The sequence below is a fragment of the Lactococcus sp. EKM203L genome (assembly GCF_011800585.1).
In the GTDB taxonomy this organism is placed as follows: domain Bacteria; phylum Bacillota; class Bacilli; order Lactobacillales; family Streptococcaceae; genus Lactococcus; species Lactococcus lactis.
On record NZ_JAALEQ010000001.1, the window covers coordinates 544601 to 566923 of the forward strand.

Annotated in this window: 19 protein-coding genes; 14 read left to right on the forward strand and 5 right to left on the reverse strand. The window is 35.8% G+C overall.

From position 1 onward, the window contains the following. Positions 1-31: 31 nt before the first annotated feature. On the reverse strand, positions 32-562 hold the full coding sequence (locus HFD15_RS02850) for a TetR/AcrR family transcriptional regulator (protein WP_058208500.1): 531 nt from the start codon (positions 560-562) through the stop codon (positions 32-34). A gap of 130 nt (positions 563-692) precedes the next feature. On the opposite strand from HFD15_RS02850, the gene HFD15_RS02855 reads away from it, so the two are divergent. From HFD15_RS02855 to HFD15_RS02870, 4 genes are all read left to right on the forward strand, one after another. Continuing rightward, positions 693-1730 (forward strand): NAD-dependent epimerase/dehydratase family protein, encoded by a 1038-nt coding sequence (locus HFD15_RS02855; RefSeq protein ID WP_124137274.1) that lies wholly within the window; start codon positions 693-695, stop codon positions 1728-1730. A gap of 136 nt (positions 1731-1866) precedes the next feature. Continuing rightward, a complete protein-coding gene (gene hpt / locus HFD15_RS02860) occupies positions 1867-2409 on the forward strand; it encodes a hypoxanthine phosphoribosyltransferase (protein WP_003130055.1) in 543 nt (180 codons plus the stop codon). 176 nt (positions 2410-2585) lie between these two features. After that, positions 2586-4142: a bifunctional phosphoribosylaminoimidazolecarboxamide formyltransferase/IMP cyclohydrolase gene (gene purH, locus HFD15_RS02865; RefSeq protein WP_058208502.1), complete on the forward strand. Its 1557-nt coding sequence runs from the start codon at positions 2586-2588 to the stop codon at positions 4140-4142. Positions 4143-4318: 176 nt separating this feature from the next. Beyond that, a complete protein-coding gene (locus tag HFD15_RS02870) occupies positions 4319-5011 on the forward strand; it encodes a YjjG family noncanonical pyrimidine nucleotidase (RefSeq protein WP_012898134.1) in 693 nt (230 codons plus the stop codon). Between the two features lie 35 nt (positions 5012-5046). Here the strand turns inward: HFD15_RS02870 and HFD15_RS02875 are convergent, their stop codons facing one another. Beyond that, positions 5047-6444 (reverse strand): MDR family MFS transporter, encoded by a 1398-nt coding sequence (locus tag HFD15_RS02875; RefSeq protein ID WP_039115622.1) that lies wholly within the window; start codon positions 6442-6444, stop codon positions 5047-5049. Positions 6445-6547: 103 nt separating this feature from the next. Further along, positions 6548-7174 carry a TetR/AcrR family transcriptional regulator gene (locus tag HFD15_RS02880; RefSeq protein WP_039115620.1) on the reverse strand — a complete coding sequence of 209 codons (627 nt, stop codon included), beginning with the start codon at positions 7172-7174 and terminating at the stop codon, positions 6548-6550. Positions 7175-7529: 355 nt separating this feature from the next. Here HFD15_RS02880 and purD point away from each other — a divergent pair, with 355 nt between their 5' ends. Genes purD through purK form a run of 3 tightly spaced genes read left to right on the forward strand, consistent with a single transcriptional unit; the run spans position 7530 to position 10443 of the window. Further along, complete coding sequence (gene purD / locus HFD15_RS02885) at positions 7530-8768, forward strand: phosphoribosylamine--glycine ligase (protein ID WP_058208503.1); 1239 nt, start codon at positions 7530-7532, stop codon at positions 8766-8768. 32 nt (positions 8769-8800) lie between these two features. Then, positions 8801-9286, forward strand: coding sequence for a 5-(carboxyamino)imidazole ribonucleotide mutase (gene purE, locus HFD15_RS02890; protein WP_012898130.1), 486 nt, complete (start codon positions 8801-8803; stop codon positions 9284-9286). Between the two features lie 50 nt (positions 9287-9336). Continuing rightward, positions 9337-10443 (forward strand): 5-(carboxyamino)imidazole ribonucleotide synthase, encoded by a 1107-nt coding sequence (gene purK, locus HFD15_RS02895; RefSeq protein WP_023188756.1) that lies wholly within the window; start codon positions 9337-9339, stop codon positions 10441-10443. 144 nt (positions 10444-10587) lie between these two features. Here purK and HFD15_RS02900 read toward each other — a convergent pair whose 3' ends face one another. Continuing rightward, positions 10588-11541, reverse strand: a complete 954-nt coding sequence (locus HFD15_RS02900) for an AraC family transcriptional regulator (protein ID WP_023188757.1) — start codon at positions 11539-11541, stop codon at positions 10588-10590. A 110-nt stretch (positions 11542-11651) separates the two neighbouring features. Here HFD15_RS02900 and xylA point away from each other — a divergent pair, with 110 nt between their 5' ends. The 7 genes from xylA to HFD15_RS02935 all read left to right on the forward strand — a co-directional run bounded on the left by xylA (position 11652) and on the right by HFD15_RS02935 (position 21007). Beyond that, positions 11652-12971, forward strand: a complete 1320-nt coding sequence (gene xylA, locus HFD15_RS02905; protein ID WP_023188758.1) for a xylose isomerase — start codon at positions 11652-11654, stop codon at positions 12969-12971. Positions 12972-13037: 66 nt separating this feature from the next. Next, the gene (gene xylB, locus HFD15_RS02910) at positions 13038-14543 is read left to right on the forward strand and encodes a xylulokinase (RefSeq protein WP_058208504.1); all 1506 of its coding nucleotides are present in this window, start codon (positions 13038-13040) and stop codon (positions 14541-14543) included. Between the two features lie 2 nt (positions 14544-14545). Continuing rightward, positions 14546-15550, forward strand: coding sequence for an aldose epimerase family protein (locus tag HFD15_RS02915; RefSeq protein WP_167593185.1), 1005 nt, complete (start codon positions 14546-14548; stop codon positions 15548-15550). Positions 15551-15611: 61 nt separating this feature from the next. Further along, a complete protein-coding gene (locus HFD15_RS02920) occupies positions 15612-17096 on the forward strand; it encodes an MFS transporter (protein ID WP_080716006.1) in 1485 nt (494 codons plus the stop codon). 24 nt (positions 17097-17120) lie between these two features. After that, positions 17121-18800 (forward strand): glycoside hydrolase family 43 protein, encoded by a 1680-nt coding sequence (locus tag HFD15_RS02925; protein WP_023188762.1) that lies wholly within the window; start codon positions 17121-17123, stop codon positions 18798-18800. A 58-nt stretch (positions 18801-18858) separates the two neighbouring features. Further along, positions 18859-19461, forward strand: a complete 603-nt coding sequence (locus HFD15_RS02930; protein WP_167593184.1) for a sugar O-acetyltransferase — start codon at positions 18859-18861, stop codon at positions 19459-19461. Positions 19462-19630: 169 nt separating this feature from the next. Next, complete coding sequence (locus tag HFD15_RS02935; RefSeq protein ID WP_012898121.1) at positions 19631-21007, forward strand: sugar porter family MFS transporter; 1377 nt, start codon at positions 19631-19633, stop codon at positions 21005-21007. Positions 21008-21064: 57 nt separating this feature from the next. On the opposite strand, the gene HFD15_RS02940 is transcribed toward HFD15_RS02935, so the two are convergent. Next, the gene (locus tag HFD15_RS02940; RefSeq protein ID WP_058208506.1) at positions 21065-22150 is read right to left on the reverse strand and encodes a GntR family transcriptional regulator; all 1086 of its coding nucleotides are present in this window, start codon (positions 22148-22150) and stop codon (positions 21065-21067) included. Positions 22151-22323: the final 173 nt, after the last annotated feature.

Sequence of the window (22323 nt, forward strand, 5' to 3'; positions counted from 1 at the left end):
AAGACACGTGCAAGTGTCTTTTTATTTTTACTTAAATTGTAACAATTCTTCTAATGAGTTCATGTATTTCTTCAATTGGCTTATCTTGACCGTTCATTAACCATTTGCGCCAAAGAGCATAAACTCCATTTGCGACAAAAGTAATGAAATATTCGTCATTTGTCTTTTCATAAAATTTCTCAATTTCTTCAATATAAATCTGACGAATAATTGGTTCGTAACCTTGACTTTCAGAAAGGAAGAGGTCATCTTTGAATTCTTCAAAGAATTTTAATTGGTTTTCAATTTTTGAACTGGCAGAAACATCCTGACGAATGATTTCAAAACTTTGAGAAATTTGAGGCTGATAGTATTGATAAATGACCTGGTCAATGGACTCAAAGTTACGATAAAAAGCCATTCTGCTAACTCCGGCTCTCTTACAAACGTTTGAAACGGTGAGTTGAGCAAGATTTTTCGGTTTTTCAAATGTTTTTTGAATTCCTAATAGTTGCAAAATTACTGTAGTAATAAAATCTTTTGTATCGTTTTTGATAGTTTGGGAATAGTTTGTCGCTGCCATTACACTTCTCCTGATTGTGTCACACAAGCTTTTCAAAGGCTTGTATTTTTTACACTTCTATCGTACAATAATTTTACATAAGTTTCAAGTGTAACAGATGTGAATTAAGAAAAATAGAGGAAAAAATTAAATGACAAATACAAATAAAAAAACAATTGTTGTTACAGGTGGTTCTGGATATATTGCTATGTTTATCATGATTGCTTTATTGAAAAAAGGTTATCGAGTACGGGCGACATTGCGGACGATGTCTCGACAAGAAGAAGTGAAAAAAATGATGGCACAAGGCGGAATTTCAGATTTTACAGATTTAGATTTTGTCCAAACTGATTTGACAAAAGAAGAAGGATGGAGTCAAGCCATGACTGGTGTTGATTCTGTGATTCATGTGGCTTCACCAACACCTTTGCAACGTCCTGACGCTGATGATTTAATGGTGAAAATGGCTGTGGATGGAGTGAAGTTTGTGATGAAAGCAGCCAAGAAAGCAGGAGTTAAACGAGTGGTTTTGACCTCAGCATCGGGAGCAGTTTTAGCGGGGCATAAGGATCATCCAGAAATCTTCACAGAGAAAGATTGGACAAATCTTGATGCTCCAATTAATGCCTACCAACGTTCTAAAACGATGGCGGAAATGGAGTTTTGGAAACTTGCAGAAGCTTATGGTATTGAAGGAGCATCGGTTTTACCTACAGCTGTTATGGGTCCAATTCTTGGAAATGATTTTTCACATTCTAGTGCGGCTATAAAAAATATGTTTGAAGGTAAAATGCCCAGACTTTTAAATTTAGCATTTGATTATGTTGACGTTCGTGATGTTGCTGATTTACATTTGCTAGCTCTTGAAAAAAATGAAGCGATTGGTCAGCGTTTCATTGCAACTTCAGGCCAAAATATTACTTACAAAAAGCAAGCTGAGTTTTTGAAAAAGGAATTTGGTACAAAAGCTAAAAAAGTATCTACTCAGGTAATTCCCGACTTTTTAGTCAAAATTTTAGCTCGATTTGATAAAAGTTTGGCGATGCCAGCTACATTTTTGGGGCAAAACACAGCTTGTTCAAATGAAAAATCAGTTAAACTTTTAGGCTGGAAACCACGTTCAGGTGAAGCAGCGATTATTCAAACGGCACAAACGATGTTGGATTTGGGAGTTATTAAAGTTGATTAAGAAAATTATAGTTTTGAAAATTTTCTATTTCCGAACGTTGTAAGCTAAAAAAGACCAAAGTCAGACTTCTGATCTTTTTCTTCTCTCTAAAAAAGTCTAAAATAGAAACATATTGTGAAAAAAATTGGAGAGAAAAATGCATCCACATTTAAAAGAAGTTTTATTTACCAGAGAACAAATTGCCGAACGTGTCAAAGAGCTTGCGGAAGTTGTTTCACGCGATTATGAAGGAAAAAATCCACTTGTTGTTGGAATATTAAAAGGGTCAATCATGTTTACGGTTGATTTGCTTAAAGAATTATCAATTGATGCTGAAGTTGATTTTATGGATGTTACCAGTTATGGTTATGGGATTTCATCTTCTGGAGAAGTTAGAATTTTGAAAGATTTATCAACCGTGGCTCATGGACGTGATATTTTGATTGTTGAAGATATCATTGACACTGGAAATACTTTGCTCTATCTTAAAAAATTGCTGACAGGACGTCAAGCACATTCAGTAAAAATTATCTCTTTATTAGATAAACCAAGTGGTCGTAAAGTTGATATTGACGCTGATTATGTTGGCTTTGAAGTACCGGATGCCTTTATTGTGGGCTATGGAATTGATTATGCCGAACGTTACCGTCAGTTGCCATATATTGGAATTTTCAATGAAGAGTTTTTAATTAAAGACTAAAAGTAATTTCCGAACAATTATAATAAAAAAAGCCCAGTTTTAAAACTGGTGCTTTTTATTTCCAAACGATAAATGTAAAATAAAGACATGATAAATATTTACTGACAGTTCTGTCAGTTCTTTTATAAGAAAAAATATTACTGACAGAATTGTCAGCAGAAAACTTGGAGGAAATCATGTCAAAACGTGCACTTATCAGTGTTTCAGACAAAGAAGGTATTGTAGAATTTGCTAAGGAAATTCGAGAATTAGGTTGGGAAATTATCTCAACGGGTGGAACGAAAGCCGTTCTGGACCAAGAAGAAATTCCGAATATTGCAATTGATGAAGTAACAGGATTTCCAGAAATGATGGATGGGCGCCTTAAAACATTGCATCCACTAATTCATGGAGCCCTTCTTGGACGTAGAGACTTGGAAAGTCACATGAAATCAATGACAGAACATCATATTTCTCCAATTGATTTGGTTGTTGTAAACTTATATCCTTTCAAAGAAACTTTGCTTGCTGGGGGCAGTCAAGCAGAAATGATTGAGAAGATTGATATTGGTGGTCCTTCAATGTTGCGTTCAGCAGCTAAAAACCATGCGTCAGTCACAGTCGTTTGTGACCCAAATGATTATGAAAAAGTACTGACAGAGCTGTCAGTAAAAGGTGAAACAAGTTTAAGTTTTCGTCAGCAACTTGCAGCAAAAGTATTTCGCCACACTGCAAGTTATGATGCTTTAATTGCACAATATTTGACAGAAAAATTTCCAGTAGAAAATGTAAAACCAGAAAAATTAACCTTGACTTACGACCTTAAACAAGGAATGCGTTATGGTGAAAATCCGCAACAAAATGCAGATTTTTATGAGTCAGGAATACCTACGACTTATTCAATTGCCCAAAGTAAGCAAATTCATGGTAAAGAACTAAGCTATAACAATGTTCGTGATGCAGATGCTGCTTTACAGATTGCAAGAGATTTTGAAGAACCAACAGTTGTAGCCCTCAAACATATGAATCCATGTGGGATTGGAAGAGCAACGGATATCGAAAAAGCTTGGGATTATGCCTATGAAGCAGACCCAGTTTCAATTTTCGGTGGAATTATTGTTTTAAATCGAGAAGTAACTTTGGCAACTGCGCAAAAAATGAGTAAGATTTTCCTTGAAATTATTATCGCACCCTCTTATAGCAAAGAAGCCTTGGAAGTTTTAAGTAAAAAGAAAAATATTCGACTTTTAACCGTTGATTTTTCTAAAAAAGAAGCCTCAGAAAAAGAAGTGCATGTAACAGGGGTTCTTGGAGGACTACTTGTTCAAAATCAAGATGTCATTGTTGAAAATCCAAAAGAATGGACAGTGGCGACTAAAGTTCAACCAACTGACAGACAAATGGAGGCCATGGAGTTTGCTTGGAAAGCAGTTAAGTTTGTCAAATCAAATGGGATTATTGTGACCAATGACCACCAGACGCTTGGTGTTGGTCCTGGCCAAACTAACCGTGTGGGCTCAGTAAAAATTGCCTTAGAGGCAACCGCTGATAAATCAGTAGAACTTCAAGAAAATGCGGTTCTTGGTTCGGATGCCTTCTTCCCGTTTGCTGACAATATTGATGAAATTGCTAAGGCAGGAATTAAAGCAATCGTTCAACCAGGTGGCTCTGTACGTGACCAAGAAGTGATTGATGCCTGTGATAAATATGGAATTGCGATGGTCTTCACAGGACTTCGTCATTTTAGACATTAATAAAAAGTCTACCTTTAGGGTAGATTTTTTTCTCTAATTTAATATTAAAATTTCTATTGTAAAATCATCTGTATATTGTCATTGAAAAAATTTTCAAGTTTCAGAACATTCATCTTTATCTCCTTTTCTGATATAATGTAGGGAATGCAAAGAATACATTTAGCAAAGGAAAAGAAATGACTGTACTACTTTTTGATATTGATAACACCTTACTTGATTTTGATAAAGCAGAATATGATGCTTTGGGAAAAATTTTTACCCACTATCAAATTGAAGATAATCAGGAAAATCGTGCGACTTACTCTCGTGAAAACAAAGCGCTTTGGCGTTTACACGAATCAGAAAAACTTTCACGTGAAGAACTTCTATCTACTCGATTTGACCATGCTTTTAGAGCTTTAAATGTGTCAGTAAATTATAATCCAGTTGCTGTTGATGATGAATATCAACTTTACTTATCACAAGGGCATGAACTGATTAATCATGCCAAAGAATTACTGACAGAGCTGTCAGCAAAAGAGGCAGAAATGTATGTGGTTAGTAATGGAACTTCACGTGTTTCTCGTCCGCGAATATTTGAGTCTGGAATTTCTGATCACTTTAGAGAAATCTTTATTAGTGAAGAAGTGGGTCATCATAAGCCTTCGCTTGCTTTCTTCGATTATGTCTTTGATCACATTGAAGCGGCCAATCAAAAGGAATTTACAATCGTTGGGGACTCCCTAGCAACTGATATTTTAGGAGGGAATAGAGCTGGAATAAAGACAATTTGGTATAATCCAAAACAATTGGAAGTTAGTGGAGAAGCACAACCAGATGTGCAAATCCAAGACCTATTAGAAATTCCAGCTTTGGTTAAAAATTGGTAATAAAAAACACTGTTTATTTTAACAGTGTTTTTTTATTATGCCTTCACTTTTTTTCTCAAAAATAGACTTAAAATGAAACCGAAGCTTACAAAAATAAGAAGTAAGTAGAAAGTATGATGGAAGGCAGTTAAGTTCGCTTGTAAAGGAGAAAGTCCAGTCTGTTTTTTGATTTGACCACTTAAAAATGCTGTCAAAAAGGCAATAGCAAATGAGTTGACTACTTGCATCATTTCATTTGTTAGTGGAGTAACTCGACTGATATTTTTCATTGGAACAGATTGAAGGGCGTGATTATTAACTTGCATATTGACTAAACCTTGACTTAAACCAAGTAAAACAATAGCACAAAGTGTGAAAGCCAAAGAAGAACTAGGTTTAATTTGACTAAAAAGACTAAGACTTAGAGCTCCCAGAATAAAGCCCGGCAGAACTGCGGCTTTCGTCCCAAATTTATCAAAAATACGTCCACCGATTGTCATTCCTAAAAAACTAGCAATTGCCTGCGGAACCATGATTAGCCCTGTATTTTCAGAAGAAAGTCCAACGACATTTTGTAAGTAAAGTGGGACAAGAAGCATGGCCCCGAAAACAACGATTTGATTGAGCCACATGAGCGAAATTCCTTTTGTAAATTCAGGAATTGCAAAAGCTCGAAGGTGTAAAAGAGGATTTTCAACACGTAGTTCAACAATAATGAATAAAAGCAACATGATTATACCAAGGCCTACAAAAGAGAGGGCAGTAGGATTTGACCAGCCTTTATCTGTCCCAACGTGTACACCATAAATTAAAATTGGAAAGGCAAATGGAGAAAGAAGAGCCCCTTTTAAATCAATTTTACTTGCTTTATTTGCAGGAAAATTTGGGAGAAAGAGGAGAACAAAGATTAGAGCTAGAACTCCAACCGGAAGATTAATCAAAAAGACAGTTGACCAATTGAAGTGTTTAACTAAGAAACCTGAAAGTGCAGGTCCTATTGTTGGAGCGAGCAACATTGGTAACCCTAGAAGGCCCATCATTGAACCTCGTTTTTCCATTGGGATAATTTTAAAAGACATCCCAATTCCGATTGGAGCAACAACGCCACCAGTTAAGCCTTGAGCAATTCGCCAAATAATAAGACTTTGCAGTGAGTGAGCATTAGCTGCAAGAAATGAAGCGATAGTGAAAAAAATGATTGCTAAAGCAAAAACTTTTTTATCTGAAAAGCGGTCTCCCAAAAATCCAGCAAATGGAATAACTGTGGCCATAGCTAAAGTATAAGCAGTAATGACCCACTGACTATTTGAGAGATTTTGATGGAAAGCAGACTGGATATGCGGAAGAGTGACATTCATAATGGTTGTATCCATCATTACTAAAAGCATCCCAATTGCAATTGTTAGAACCGCAGGTAAGACTTTTTTTAAATTAAAATCATTAGTATTATTCATAAAGAACCTTCTTTTATATTTTTAGAACACTGTTCGGTAAAAATAATACCATTGTTCTGAAATAAAGTCAAGAAAAAAACTTCCTCAGGAAGTTTTTTATAAATTAATTAATTTTAAGCATTTTTTCAATTCCTGAAATAATAAGCTGTAAACCAAACTCAAAACTTTCAGAAGAGCCAAGACTGGTGAGGCTTTCAGTTCGCCAATATTTATCGAGAAAAGGAGCCAGTTGTACCAGAGGAATTTTGACAGTAGAAAGAGGTTTTTCGGGTTGCTCTACTAAACGATCACTATCTATTTTACTGGTGTAAATAAAATTTAGAAAAAGGTTAATGGTGTAAAATTTATGATCATCAGAAAGCTTGATATCATCTACAATCATTAAAAGTTTATCAAAGAGCCGAAGATAGTTCTCAGATTCTGGTGGATAATCCATCATCAATTGTGCGAGGTTTGGATAAGATTCTAAAACAGCATAAATATTTTTACCGTAGACGAAAAGGCGGTCTTGCCACGTTTTCTCATTTGCTGGAAAAATAATTTCAAGGCTTGCTTTATCAATAAGTTCTGCAAAAAGTGCTTCTTTACTTGAAAAATGGTAGTAAAGAGAAGACACTGTCATTCCTAGCCGACTAGCTAACTTACGCATTGAAAATTCTGTGAGAGGAAGTTCTTCTAAAAGTTCCCAGCTGCTACTAATAATTTTATCTTTGGTTGGTTGAGTCGCCATAAGTTTTCGCTTTCTTTTTCTACTTAGATTTATTTTACATGTTTTTAATGAAAATTGCGATAGAAAAGCTGATAAACAAATTTGTCATTTAAATATTGTAAGGGGAAAACTCTAGCTATAATTGAGTAAATACCGAACAATCTCTCTTCTTATTTCTTGAAACTTTTGTTCAGGCTTTTTCTTTTATCACAAATCTTTTAAGATAGAATTATAAGATTTATAAAGCAAGAAAAGATAGATGAGCTATCGTCACTTTGACTTTTATTATTCGTTCAAGATTTGTTGAATAATAAATAAAATAGCTGAATACACAAGTCTGTTTATATAAAAAGCGTTTGGGAATATCGGAGAAATGATGAAAATTTTGGTAATTGGTTCTGGCGGCCGCGAACATGCCTTAGCAAAAAAATTTATGGGAAGTCCTCAAGTTGAAGAAGTCTTTGTAGCTCCAGGCAATTCAGGAATGGAAAAAGATGGAATTCAAATAGTTGATATTTCCGAACTATCTAATGATAAATTAGTTAAATTTGCTCAAAATCAAAACATTGGACTAACATTTGTTGGCCCAGAAACAGCTTTGATGAATGGCGTCGTCGATGCTTTTATAAAAGCAGAATTACCAATTTTTGGGCCAAATAAAATGGCCGCAGAGCTAGAAGGTTCTAAAGATTTTGCAAAATCAATTATGAAAAAATATGGAGTTCCGACGGCTGATTATGCTACTTTTGATAGCTTAGAGCCTGCTCTTGCATATCTAGATGAAAAAGGAGTTCCTCTTGTGATTAAAGCTGATGGGCTCGCTGCTGGAAAGGGTGTGACGGTTGCCTTTGATATTGAGACCGCTAAGTCAGCTCTGGCCGATATTTTTTCTGGTAGTCAAGGAAAAGTTGTGATTGAGGAATTTCTTGATGGTGAAGAATTTTCTTTATTTAGTTTTATCCATGACGGGAAAATATATCCGATGCCGATTGCTCAAGACCACAAACGAGCTTTTGATGGAGATAAAGGCCCTAACACAGGGGGAATGGGGGCTTACTCACCGGTCCTACATATTTCTAAGGAGGTTGTAAATGAGGCTCTGGAAAAAGTTGTTAAACCAACAGTAGCTGGAATGATAGAAGAAGGCAAGTCATTTACAGGCGTTCTTTATGCAGGTTTAATTTTGACAGAAGACGGAGTCAAAACAATTGAATTTAATGCACGCTTTGGGGATCCTGAAACCCAAGTTGTTCTCCCCCGTTTAAAAAGTGACTTAGCTCAAGCAATTATTGATATTTTAGCTGGAAATGAGCCAACATTAGAATGGCTTGAGTCTGGTGTGACTTTGGGTGTGGTTGTTGCTGCAGAAGGCTATCCTAGTCAAGCAAAACTAGGACTTATTCTTCCAGAAATTCCTGAAGGTTTAAATGTTTATTATGCAGGAGTTTCCAAAAATGAAAATAATCAATTAATCTCTAGTGGAGGCCGAGTTTATCTTGTTTCTGAAACGGGAGAAGATGTAAAAAGTACACAAAAATTGCTTTATGAAAAACTTGATAAATTGGAAAATGATGGTTTCTTTTATCGTCATGATATTGGTTCACGAGCAATATAAAAATTTTGGTTAAGAAAAAAAGAAGAGGAAAAATGGCAGAAGTAGCAATTATCATGGGTTCGAGCTCAGATTGGGCGACAATGAAAGAAACAGCAAAAATTTTAGATGACTTTGGTTTAGCTTATGAAAAAAAGGTCGTATCAGCACACCGAACACCAGCTTTGATGGCTGAATTTTCGAGCCAAGCCCGTGAGGCAGGTTATAAAGTGATCATCGCAGGTGCTGGTGGAGCTGCTCATTTGCCAGGAATGGTAGCTGCTCAGACTCTCGTTCCAGTCATTGGCGTTCCAATAAAATCACGCGCTTTATCTGGTTTGGATTCACTTTATTCAATTGTTCAAATGCCGGCAGGGGTTCCTGTAGCGACAATGGCAATTGGAGAGGCTGGAGCAAAAAATGCTGCTTTATTTGCTTTGCAACTTTTGGCGAATACAAACGAGAATTTATACCAAAAATTGTTGGTCTATCGGGCTGCTGCGCAAGAAATGGTTGAGGAATCAAACAAAGCATTACTTTAAAAAGAGTTCAAAAGTTGTCGGATTTCAAATAATGAAGGGTAGGAAGACTTGTGATAAAGAATACAAAGCAAACAATTGGTATTATTGGTGGAGGTCAGCTTGGACAGATGATGGCAATTGCTGCTCAATACATGGGACATAAAGTCATTACACTTGACCCAAATCCAAACTGTTCTGCGGCAAAAGTATCTGATGAACTGATTGTTGCACCTTATGATGACGTTGACAATTTATTAAGACTCGCCTATGCTTGTGACGTCATTACTTATGAGTTTGAAAATGTATCAGCAAAAGCTTTGCACGAAATTGAAGGCTGTGTAAGGATTCCTCAAGGAATACGTCTGTTAGAGATTACGCAAAACCGTCGCTTTGAAAAAGAATTTTTGACCAACGAAGCTAAAGTTAATGTTGCACCTTGGCAACTCGTAGATTCAGCGGAAAAACTCCCAGAAACAGTAACTAGAAAACAAGTTTTAAAAACAACAACTGGAGGCTATGACGGTCATGGACAAGTGGTTTTAAATGCTGATAAAGACTTGTCAGCTGCAAAATCACTGACAGAACTTTCAGAATGTGTTTTAGAAGATTTTATTTCTTTTGAACGTGAAATTTCTGTTATTATTAGTGGAAATGGTCACGAATATGTGGTTTTTCCTCTAGCTGAAAACGAACATAGAGAAAACATCTTACATCAAACGATTTCTCCGGCTCGTATATCTGCTGAAATTACAGAGAATGCTTATAAAATTGCGACCTCAATTGCGGAAAAATTAGAGCTATCTGGCGTGCTTTGTGTGGAAATGTTCTTAACAGCAGATGGTCAAATCTATGTCAATGAACTAGCTCCAAGACCACATAATAGTGGCCACTTTACAATTGAAGCTTGTGATTTCAACCAATTTGATTTGCATATTAAAGGGATTTTAGGAGAAGACCTACCAGAACCTAAACTTTTGAAACCCGCCATTATGTTGAACGTTTTAGGGCAACACGTTGAGGCAGTTAAGAAACTTAATCATGAGCATGCCGATTGGCATCAACATGATTATGGAAAAGCAGATGCTAAACATAACCGAAAAATGGGACATGTGACAATCTTAACAAATGATTTTGACCAAACGATTAATGAAATTAAAGCAACTAAAATTTGGGATTAATAAAAAATACTTGGTAAAAGCCAAGTATTTTTTTTATTTGATTTAGGTATGATAAAATGGCAACATTTCCCCTGAAAAATAGAACAAAACAGTAAGATAAGATTCTTAGAAAGCGATATCATTAACTTGTTAAAAATAAAGAGTCTAAAAATGACTACTTGTTTTTTCAAAGTTTTTTTCTAAATAATATTGCAGAATATCAAAAGAGCCTCTATCAGAATAAAAAACTTGATTATCAATTTTATCTTGATTGAAAGTCATGTAGTTGAGATTTGGAAAGAGTACACTATTTTTTCTAAATTCTTTCGGTAGAACACCATAAGATTTAACGAAAGCGGTGTTGAGCGTTCTGATATCTGAGAAACCACACATGTAAGCAATATTTAATAAATTATCTTTAGAAGAAGAAAGTAATGTTCTTGCTTTTTCAGAACGAATCTTATTTAAATACTCGTTGAAATTAATCCCAAAATTACTTTTGAAGAAATGGGAAAAATACGTTCTGGAAAGTCCTTCATGCGAAGCAATCATTTCTAAAGAAATTTTATGGTCGTAGTTTTCATGAATGTAAGAAGAAATTCTTTCCATTCGCTCTTGGAGATCCATTAATTTATTTTGTTCAGAACTGCTTAAAATACTGTATTCAGAAATACTTAATAAGCGATCTAATAAAAGGGAAGTGTATCCGTGAGTACGCAAGGAATTATTCTTATCATCAGCAAAATAACTTAAAGCCGCTTGTAAGAGTAATTTTAAAGTTTCAGGTTGATTTTTTAGATTGAAAGGATGGCTTTCAAAATAAATTTTATCAAGCTGAGGGAAGATAATTTTAAAAATTTCTGATGAAAACTGTAGAATCAAAAGTTTCATAGAGTCGCTTGAAGATAGTTCGTGAACTTGGCAACTATTAAAGATAATTGCCTGTCCAGCTTTGATTTCAAAGCATTGCTCTTGTGTTATTACCTGACCAGCCCCTTCTAAGACAAAAGCTAATTCAATGTCAAAATGAAGGTGAGGTTTTCTGTAAGTAATATCGACAAGTAGAAAATTAAGATTATTTATTTTTGAGTGATAAATATTCTCTAATTCGTTTTTCATGTTCATTCTCTCCTAATCACTATTATTATGACATATATTACAAGAAATGTATAGTAGTAATTACGAGTTTGAAAATAATATTAATATCATAAAGAGGAGGAGCTATAAAAATGGCTTACTTTAACGACATCGCACCTATCAAATACGAAGGTACAAAAACTAAAAATATGTTTGCCTTTCGCCATTATAATCCAGAAGAAGTAGTTGCTGGTAAAACAATGGAAGAACAACTTCATTTTGCCCTTGCATTTTGGCATACAATTACAATGGATGGGTCAGATCCCTTTGGGGGAGCAACAATGGAACGTCCTTGGGATTTGGAAGGTGGTTCTGAACTTGACCGTGCTCACCGTCGAGTAGATGCTTTCTTTGAAATTGCTGAAAAATTAGGTGTTAAATATTATTGTTTCCATGATATTGATATTGCACCTACTGGAAATTCTTTGAAAGAATTTTATGCTAATTTGGACGAAATTACTGACCACCTTCTTGAAAAACAAAAAGCAACAGGGATTAAATTACTTTGGAATACAGCAAACATGTTTTCAAATCCCCGCTATATGAATGGTGTTTCAACTTCTAACCGTGCTGAAGTCTTTGCTTATGGTGCTGCACAAGTTAAAAAAGGTCTTGAACTTTCTAAAAAACTCGGTGGCGAAAATTATGTCTTCTGGGGTGGTCGTGAAGGTTATGAATCACTTTTGAACACAGATATGGGTCTTGAAATGGACCACATGGCAAAATTCTTCCATTTGGCAATTGATTATGCAAAATCAATCAACCACTTGCCTATTTTCTTGATTGAACCAAAACCAAAAGAACCAATGACTCACCAATATGATTTTGACGCAGCAACAGCTCTTGCTTTCTTGCAAAAATATGACTTGGACAAATACTTCAAACTCAATCTTGAAACAAATCATGCTTGGCTGGCTGGGCACACTTTTGAACACGAATTAAATACTGCACGTACTTTCAATGCTTTGGGTTCTATTGATGCCAATCAAGGAAATTACTTGCTTGGTTGGGATACAGATGAATTCCCAACACTTGTTATTGATATCACACTTGCGATGCACCAAATTCTTTTGAACGGTGGACTTGGCAAAGGTGGAATTAACTTTGATGCGAAAGTACGTCGTACAAGTTTCAAAGCAGAGGATTTAATTCTTGCTCATATTGCAGGGATGGATACTTATGCGCGTGCTTTGAAAGGTGCAGCAGCAATCATTGAAGATAAATTCTTGTCTGATATTGTTGACGAACGTTATAGTTCATACAAAAATACAGAAGTTGGTCAATCCATTGAAAATGGAACAGCAACTTTTGAAAGTCTTGCCGCATTTGCACTTGAACATGGTGACGATATTGAACTTGATTCTAATCACTTGGAATACATCAAATCAGTATTGAATGACTATCTTGTTTAAAATTTAGAACTTAAAAGAGGGCGAGGAATTCCTCCTCGTCCTTCTCTTTTATTATGAGGAATAATAATGACTTACGTGTTAGGAATTGACTTAGGAACATCAAGTCTTAAAGGAATTTTGATGGATGAAGTTGGTAATTTAATTACAACAAAATCTGCTGAATACCAAATTGATACGCCCAAACAAGGCTATTCTGAACAACGTCCAGAATATTGGATTGTGGCACTTGAATCAGTACTGACCGGTTTGTCAGTAGAAATTTCAGATTTTGGTCAGCAACTTGCAGGCATTAGTTTTTCGGGGCAAATGCATTCATTAGTCGTTTTAGATGACAATAATAAACCAGTTTATCCAGCAATTCTTTGGAATGATGTGAGAACAAGCAAACAATGTCAAGAAATTACTGACAGACTTGGTCAGCGACTTTTAGAGATTACAAAAAATATTGCTCTTGAAGGATTTACCTTACCAAAAATTCTTTGGCTCCAAGAAAATGAACCAGAGGTTTGGTCAAGAGTAAAAAAAATAATGTTGCCAAAAGATTACTTGAGCCTTTGGCTGACAGGAAATATTTATACCGAATTTTCTGACGCAGCAGGAACTTTACTTTTAGATATTGAGAAAAAACAATGGTCAGAGGAAATTACTGACGCATTCAATATTGATAGGGGAATTCTACCTGAATTGATTGAATCCACTGACCGAACAGGATTTGTCAAAGCAGAAATAGCTGAACGCTATAAACTGACAAATGAAGTAAAAGTATTTGCTGGTGGAGCCGATAATGCTGCCGCCGCTCTGGGTGTTGGTTTAATCAATGAAGAAGTGGGCTTGATTTCAATGGGAACCTCCGGAGTCGTTTCCGCTTATGAACCTAAAATTGCAGATTATAAAGGAAAACTTCATTTCTTTAATCACACGGTTCCGGGTGCTTATTACTCAATGGGAGTAACCTTGGCTGCCGGAAATTCTTTAAACTGGTATAAGGAAACTTTTGGAAAAGGCTTGAGTTTCAATGAACTTTTGTCAGAAGTTTACACAGTTTCTCCTGGTTCAGAAGGATTGCTCTTTACGCCATATATTGTAGGTGAAAGAACACCACATTTTGATTCAAAAATTCGCGGAAGTTTTATAGGAATTTCTGCTCATCATGAACAAAAACATTTTTCAAGAGCAGTGCTTGAAGGAATTACCTTTTCATTGCGTGATTCTAAAGATATCATGGAAAAAACGAAAAACAAGAAGTTTAAACGTTTGATTTCCGTAGGTGGGGGTGCGCAAAATCCCGACATTATGCAAATGCAAGCAGACATTTTTAATTCTGAAATGATTCGCTTAACGGTTGAGCAGGGACCGGGACTTGGTGCTTGTATGATTGCTGCTTTTGGTTGCGGACTTTTTGATAGCTTAGAAGCGGTCACTAAAGCTTTTGTTCATTACAAGGAAGCCAGTTTCATACCAAATCCAAAAAATGTAGCACGTTATGAGCAAATTTATCAAATTTGGAAACAAGTTTATAAAAATACCTCTGAAATTTCTCATCAATTAGTAGAATTCAATGACGAAGGTTAATTATGACATTTACCATTTCCAAAGAATCTTTGCCTTTTAGAGCTGACAAATCAATTAGTCAGATTACATTATCAAATGAACGACTCACCATCGTTGTCCATGATTATGGAGCAAGAGTCCATCAACTCCTCACTCCTGACAAAAATGGAACATTTGAAAATATTCTTTTATCCAAAAACAATTCCGAAACCTATGCAAATGATGGAGGATATTATGGTGTAATTTGCGGTCCAGTTGCCGGGCGTATTTCAGGTGATACTTATGATTCTGTCAGTTTAGAGGCAAATGAAGGAAAAAATAATTTACATTCAGGAAGCCATGGCTGGGAAAGACAATTTTGGTCTTATGAAACTTTTGAAACAGCATCATCTCTTGGCATTAAACTAAGTTTAAGAGATGAGGAGTCCGGTTTTCCAGGTCAAATCCAAGCAGAAGTCACTTATAAATTAACTGACAATAAGTTAGAAGTGACAATATCAGGTCTGTCAGTAACTGACACAGTCTTTAATCCGGCTTGGCATCCTTATTTTAATCTGTCAGCAGAATTATCAACGACTCATGAGCATTTCATTCAAGCAAATGTTGACTTTCTAGTTGAAACCAATCAAGAGAATATACCAACTGGTCGTCTTCTAACTGTTGACGACAGTTCTTATTCAATTAAAGAAAGCGTTTCAATCAAAAAGCTTTTAAAAGATAATCCCGAAGGACTAGATGATTGCTTTGTTTTTAATCCCAAAGGAGATAAAAGTTTAATGCTTTATGACCCTTTATCTGGTCGGAAACTAGTAGCTCAAACTGATAGACAAGCGGTCGTGATTTACACAGCCACAAATCCAGAAATAGAGTCAATGATTAATGGCAGACCAATGTCCAAAAATCGCGGAATTGCTATTGAATTTCAAGAAATACCTGACCTTGTTCATCATCCTGAATGGGGAACGATTGAGCTTAAAGCAGGTCAAAAAAAGACTTTTATAACAGAATATCTATTTACAACGAATTAAAATTTACTGACAGACTCATCAGTAAATCAGTAAAAATAATTTTAATAAAATAATAGGAGGAATGTATTCGAAAATGAGTAATGAAATCAAACAAGTTCAACATGATGAATATCATGAATTAACGCTTGGAGAACGTATTGGTTATGGAATGGGGGATTTTGCACAAAACCTTGTCTTTGGGACTGTTGGTGGCTTTTTAGCACTTTATATGACGACAGTCAATGCGATTGGTACTGCAACAGCCGGTTTTATTTTTCTGTTTGTCCGAATTATTAATGTATTTTGGGACCCAATGGTTGGGACTTTTATTGATAAAAGAACATCAAAAGCAGGAAAATATCGTCCTTGGCTTTTAAGAGCAGGTATTCCTCTAGTGATTTTAGCTGCCTTACTTTTTGCACCTCTACCAGGTGTTAAAGGGTCTGTTCCCTTTGCTTTTATCGTTTATTTTGCCTTAGACTTAGTATATTCAGTTGTTAATATTCCTTATGGTTCACTTAATGCATCATTAACTCGTAATCCGGAATCCGTTGATAAGCTGACAAGTACACGGATGATGTTGGCAAATGGAGCCAATCTCCTAGTCTATACCCTCTTTCCAATGTTTGTCCAAATGGCAGCACCGAAAGGAAGAAGTCTTAAAGATACTGGATTATTTGGCCTTAAACTTCATATGGGGAATTATACTGACCCTTCAGCGGGACATGCTTGGTTTGGAGTTTACTCAGTTTATATGATTATTGGTGCAATAGCTTTATTCCTATGTTATAAATTGACCAAAGAACGTGTGGTTGCAACAGCAGAACAATCGGCAGAAGTTAAAACAACTGACCTCTTCCTTGAATTAAAGAACAATCGTCCACTTGTGATTCTAGGGATTTTCTTCATGTTAGCTTTTACTTTCATGTTTTTTATGAATACTGTAAATGGTTTCTTTAATCAATTTGTTGTTGGACATTCAGAATGGATGGGAGCCATTGGCCTCATTGCTTCAATTCCAGGAATTGTTTTCCCAATCTTTTGGCCTCGTTTAAAGAAAATTTTCGGTAAAAAAGGTTTCTTTCATCTTTTTATCGGAATGTTCATTGTTGGAGAAATTTTGACATATATTTGGTCCCTTAATGGAATGCATGATGCCCTCTGGTTAGCTTATGTTGCAACCTTTATTAAACAATGGGGCTTAACTTCAGCAACAGGATTCATGTGGGCATTAGTTCCTGAAGTTGTCGCTTATGGAGAACTCAAATCGGGTAAAAGAAATGCTGCGATTATTAACGCAATCATGGGACTTTTCTTCAAAATTGGTTTTACATTAGGTGGAGCGATTCCACTTTGGTTCTTAGCAGCTTATGGTTTCAATGAGACAGCAGCACATCAACATGCTAATGCCTTAGCTGGTATAAATCTCACAGCAATTTGGATTCCAGCCGTTCTTGCTCTTGTATCAATGATTATTATGCAACTCTATCCAATTTCTGATAAGGATGTAGCAGAGATTAATCAACAGCTTGATGAAAAACGTGCTCAACTTAAGGAAGCGGAATAATTTATATTAAAAGGAGACAAAATCATGTCACTTATTCAAAACCCAATTCTTCCCGGCTTTAATGCAGACCCAAGCATTATTCGCGTAGAAGATACTTATTACATCGCGAACTCCACTTTTGAATGGTTCCCCGGTGTTCGTTTACATGAATCAAAAGATTTAGAACATTGGAACCTACTTCCAAGTCCATTGTCAACAATCACTTTGTTGGATATGAGAGGAAACTCAGCTTCAGGTGGGATCTGGGCCCCTGATTTATCTTATGCGGATGGTAAATTTTGGCTTGTTTATACAGATGTTAAGGTTGTCAATGGTGCTTTCAAAGATATGACCAATTATTTAACAACAGCTACAGACATCAAAGGACCATGGACAGACCCAATCAAGCTCAATGGTCTTGGCTTTGACGCTTCACTTTTCCATGATAAAGACGGACGGAAATACTTAGTTCAACAAACATGGGATCATCGTGAATACAAGCATCCATTTGACGGAATCACATTGACTGAGTTTGATGTGACAACAATGAAACTACAACCTAAAACAGCTAAAACGATTTACAATGGTACAAATGTTAAATTGGTTGAAGGTCCACACCTCTACCAAATTAATGATTATTATTATCTTTTTGCGGCTCAAGGTGGAACAGTCTTTACACACCAAGAAGTCGTGGCTCGCTCTAAAACATTGGATACTTTATCTTTTGAAACTGAACCCGGCGATCCATTTATTACAAACTTCGATACTCCTGATAATTATATTCAAAAGCAAGGACACGGAGGTCTTGTATCTACACCCAAAGGTGAGTGGTATTATGCTTCCTTATGCGCTCGACCATGGAATCATAAAAATGAATCAAGCACAGACCCTCGTGGCTGGAGCTCTTTAGGTCGTGAAACTTCCATCCAAAAAGTGGAATGGGACGAAGAAGGTTGGCCACGTATTGTTGGTGGTCATGGTGGGACAACTTTTGTTGAAGTACCAAAAGATGCAATTCAAACTAATGCACCTGCTGACCACAGTCAAAAAGACGATTTTGCAAGTTCTACTTTGGATATTAACTGGAATACATTGCGTGTCCCATTTACTGAGAAAATGGGTTCAGTTGGAAATGGCAAGTTAACATTAATTGGTCAGGGCTCTTTGGCAAATAATTTTGATTTATCTTTGATTGCTAGACGTTGGCAAGCTTTCTATTTTGACGCAGAAGTCAAAGTAAAATTTGACCCATTTTCTTACCAACAAATGGCTGGATTAACCAACTATTACAATGACCGTCATTGGTCCTTCGCTTTTATCACATGGAATGAAATCAATGGAGCTGTCATTGAAGTTGCTGAAAATAACAGAGGAAACTATACTTCTTATTTAAAAGATAATGCCATTAAAATTCCTGACAGAACTGAATATGTTTGGTTCCGCACTAAAGTCCGTAAAGAATCATATTCTTATGAATATAGTTTTGACGGCAAAAAATTCATAGAAATTCCTGTAGTCTTAGATGCGGCTGTCCTTTCAGATGATTATGTTTTACAAACTTATGGCGGATTCTTCACTGGAGCATTTGTTGGGCTTGCTGCCGTTGATTATTCTGGATATGATAGAGTTGCAGAATTTTATAACTTTGACTATAAAGAATTAGGAGACAAGGTCTTACCAGACGGTTCTTATACTTGGAAAGCAAGTGAATCAAGATTTGATTAGTCTACAATCCCTTACCTACATATTTGTAGTAAGGGATTTTTAGTAAAGGAAAAAGTCGATGAGAATGTTAGATGAAGCAGAAAAATTACGTTTAGCAAAGCTATCTATTTTTGATAAAATAAATAATGGTGATTGGTACCAATATAGCAAAGAAGTAGAACTACAAAAAATAGTCAAAAATTCTAGTCAAAAAATTTCTGAAATTAATGATAAGGCAAAAGAAAATATTGATGAAGCAAGAAAACTCTTGGAGGATTTTCTTCCAAATTTACCTCAAAGTTCAGAAATATATTTTCCAATAATTGCTTTGGAATATCCCAATCGTTTTAAAGTCGGAGAAAATACTTTTATTAATAGTGGACTTCAGATTATTAGTGCGGGTAAGGTTAAGATTGGGAAAAACTGTTTTATTGGACCAAATTGTCAATTATTTACACCTAATCATCATGCCAGGGATGTGTTTTTAAGACGTGAAGGCTGGCAATATGATGGGCCAATAGTAATTGGTAATGATTGTTGGCTTGGCGGTTCAGTGATTCTTTTGCCTGGAGTTTCTTTAGGAGATGATGTTGTCGTTGGTGCTGGCTCTGTGGTGACCAAATCATTTCCTAGCCACTGCATAATTGCTGGAAATCTGGCACGCTTAATAAAAAATGAATAAACTAATTAAAACTGCTCTTACATAAGAGTAGTTTTTAGCTTTATTATGAGCAACATTTCCATTTTAAAATATCAAGGATTACAAGAAAGTAAGTGTGGAAAGCGGTATCATTTGTGGGTAGTAAAAAAAGGCAAGAAGACTTGCAAATAAAAATTAAGGAGTTACTATCATGAGAAAACTTTCTCCCACTTTCATCTATTTTTTTGGTGCTTTAGGTGGCTTATTATTTGGATATGACACAGGCGTCATATCGGGAGCGCTACTTTTTATTGAAAAAGAGAGCTGGCAGGTGAGTTCTTGGGCTTGGATGGAAGGATGGATTACAGCGGCAGTCTTAATGGGAGCTGTAATTGGCGCGGTCGTGATTGGACCAATGAGTGACCGTTTTGGTCGGAAACGTTTGTTACTTTTGTCAGCGGTCATCTTTTTTGTTGGAGCTTTAGGTTCAGGGCTTTCAAATAGCGCTGAGTTACTAATTATTTCTCGGGTTATTCTCGGGATGGCTGTTGGGTCAGCTTCAGCTTTGGTGCCGACTTATTTATCAGAACTTTCACCCGCTAAAATTCGTGGTGGAGTTTCAACTATGTTTCAATTGATGATTATGACTGGGATTTTATTAGCCTATATCTCAAACTATGCTTTAAAAGGAGTTTCAGGAAATTGGCATTGGATGCTTGGTTTGGCCACTGTTCCAGCAGCCCTTCTTTTCATCGGTGGACTCTTTTTGCCAGAATCTCCAAGATTTCTTGTTCGTCATGATAATGAAGCAGGGGCCCGTGAAATATTAGGGATGATAAATGATGATCCAAACTCGATTGAAGCAGAAATTTCTGATATTCAATTGATGGCTAAGGAAGAAAAACAAGGTGGCTTACAAGAATTATTTGGTCAAATGTCACGTCCAGTTTTAATTATGGCAATTGGTCTGGCAATTTTTCAACAGGTTATGGGCTGTAATACAGTATTATACTTTGCACCATCAATTTTTGTTGCGGTAGGATTTGGGGCAAGCGCAGCTTTACTTGCTCATATTGGGATTGGTATTTTCAATGTTATTGTAACTTATATTGCTATGAGAGTAATGGATAAAGTTAATCGTCGGTGGATGCTTAATTTTGGTGCTTGGGGAATGGGAATTTCTCTAGTATTGATGTCAGTAGGGATGATTTTAGCAGAAAATGCTCATATTGGCTTTGGTAAATATTTAGCAGTTATCGCTTTAACGGTATATATTGCCTTCTTCTCAGCAACATGGGGACCAGTAATGTGGGTGATGATTGGTGAATCTTTCCCACTTAAAATCCGTGGCTTAGGAAATTCATTTGGTGCTGCTGTCAACTGGGCTGCTAACTGGGTGGTGTCATTAACATTCTTACCATTATTATCATTTTTTGGAACAGGTAAAATTTTCCTGATTTATGCGGCTTGTTGTTTCCTCTCAATTTGGTTTACTAGTAAAAAAGTTATTGAAACAAGAGGCAAAACACTCGAACAAATCGAAGCAGAATTACTGCATCGTGTGCATCATTTAGAAGAAGAGGGATAAAAGATTTAAAAGAACTCCTTGCATAAGAGGCGAGGAGTTCTTTTATATAACTTGGTATCAATCTTCAGTTTTTAGTTTTTTTACAGAATTTCTACGAATTAATTTTGGTGGGTAAAGAATATCTTTCTCAAATTTCCCATTTTTTATGGTATTAACAATCCATTTTGCAGCGTCTATTCCCATTTTTTCTTTAGGATGGACAGTTGTTGTTAAACTAACTTCTCCCATTTGACTTAGGGTAGAGTCATCGTTTCCAACAATTGAAAAATCATCAGGAATTTTATAGCCAAGACTAGAAAGTTTTCCAATTAGCGTTTTAGCAATCTTATCATTGTAACAAACAATTCCACTGATGTCAGTAAATTCTTTTAAGTGAGAAATTATTTTGTCATAGATTGACACTTCGCTTTCAGTAGTATAAGTAATAATGGAATTTGAAGAAAGTTTAATTTCTTTTTCTTCGCATGCCTTTATAAAACCTTTCATGCGGTATTTACCTTGTAAGTCGTCAATTTTAGTTATTAATAAGAGGCGTTGGTGATTATTATCAATAAGTTCCTTTGTTGCTAAATAGCCAGTTTCAACATCATCAACATGGATCGATGGAGTACTTAGTTCTTCATAAGTTGCATTAATCATAACGATTGGAATATTATGTTCTCGTAAAGTGACATAGGTTGCCAGATTAGGGTTATATTGATTACTTTTTGTTGGCTCAACGATTAATCCATCTACACCAAATTCAATCATTCTATCCAAGCACTCTTTCTCTTGAAGATAATCATTATTAGTGCTCGAAAGAAGAAGAGAATAGCCATCAGCTTTCAGTTCTTTTTCAATTCCCCGGATAATTGTTGGGAAGATATAATCAGAGATGTAAGTTGTTATTACGCCAATTGTTTTTTTGGGAGATATTTCACTAGTTGAAGTTGGGGGTTCATTGACATAGGTTCCAGAACCTTTTTCTTTGCGGAGATATCCTTCACTTACTAATACCGATACCGCTTGTCTTACGGTATATCGACTAGCATGATATGCTTCTTGCAATTGCAACTCTGTTGGAATGACTCCACCAACGACATATTCAGTAGAAATAATCTTATCTCGAAGTGAGTCAGCAATTACTTGGTATTTTGGTTTCATGGAAAGATCCCCTTTCTTACTTATTTTTTAGCGATATTTAAAGATTTTAACCTACTTCAAATATTTACTATTGTAATATATTATATCATAGGTACGGACAAAAAAGTAGATTAATAAAAGCCTCGCTTTATACGAGACTTTCGTTAATCTAGCTAGGATTTTTGACTAAATTT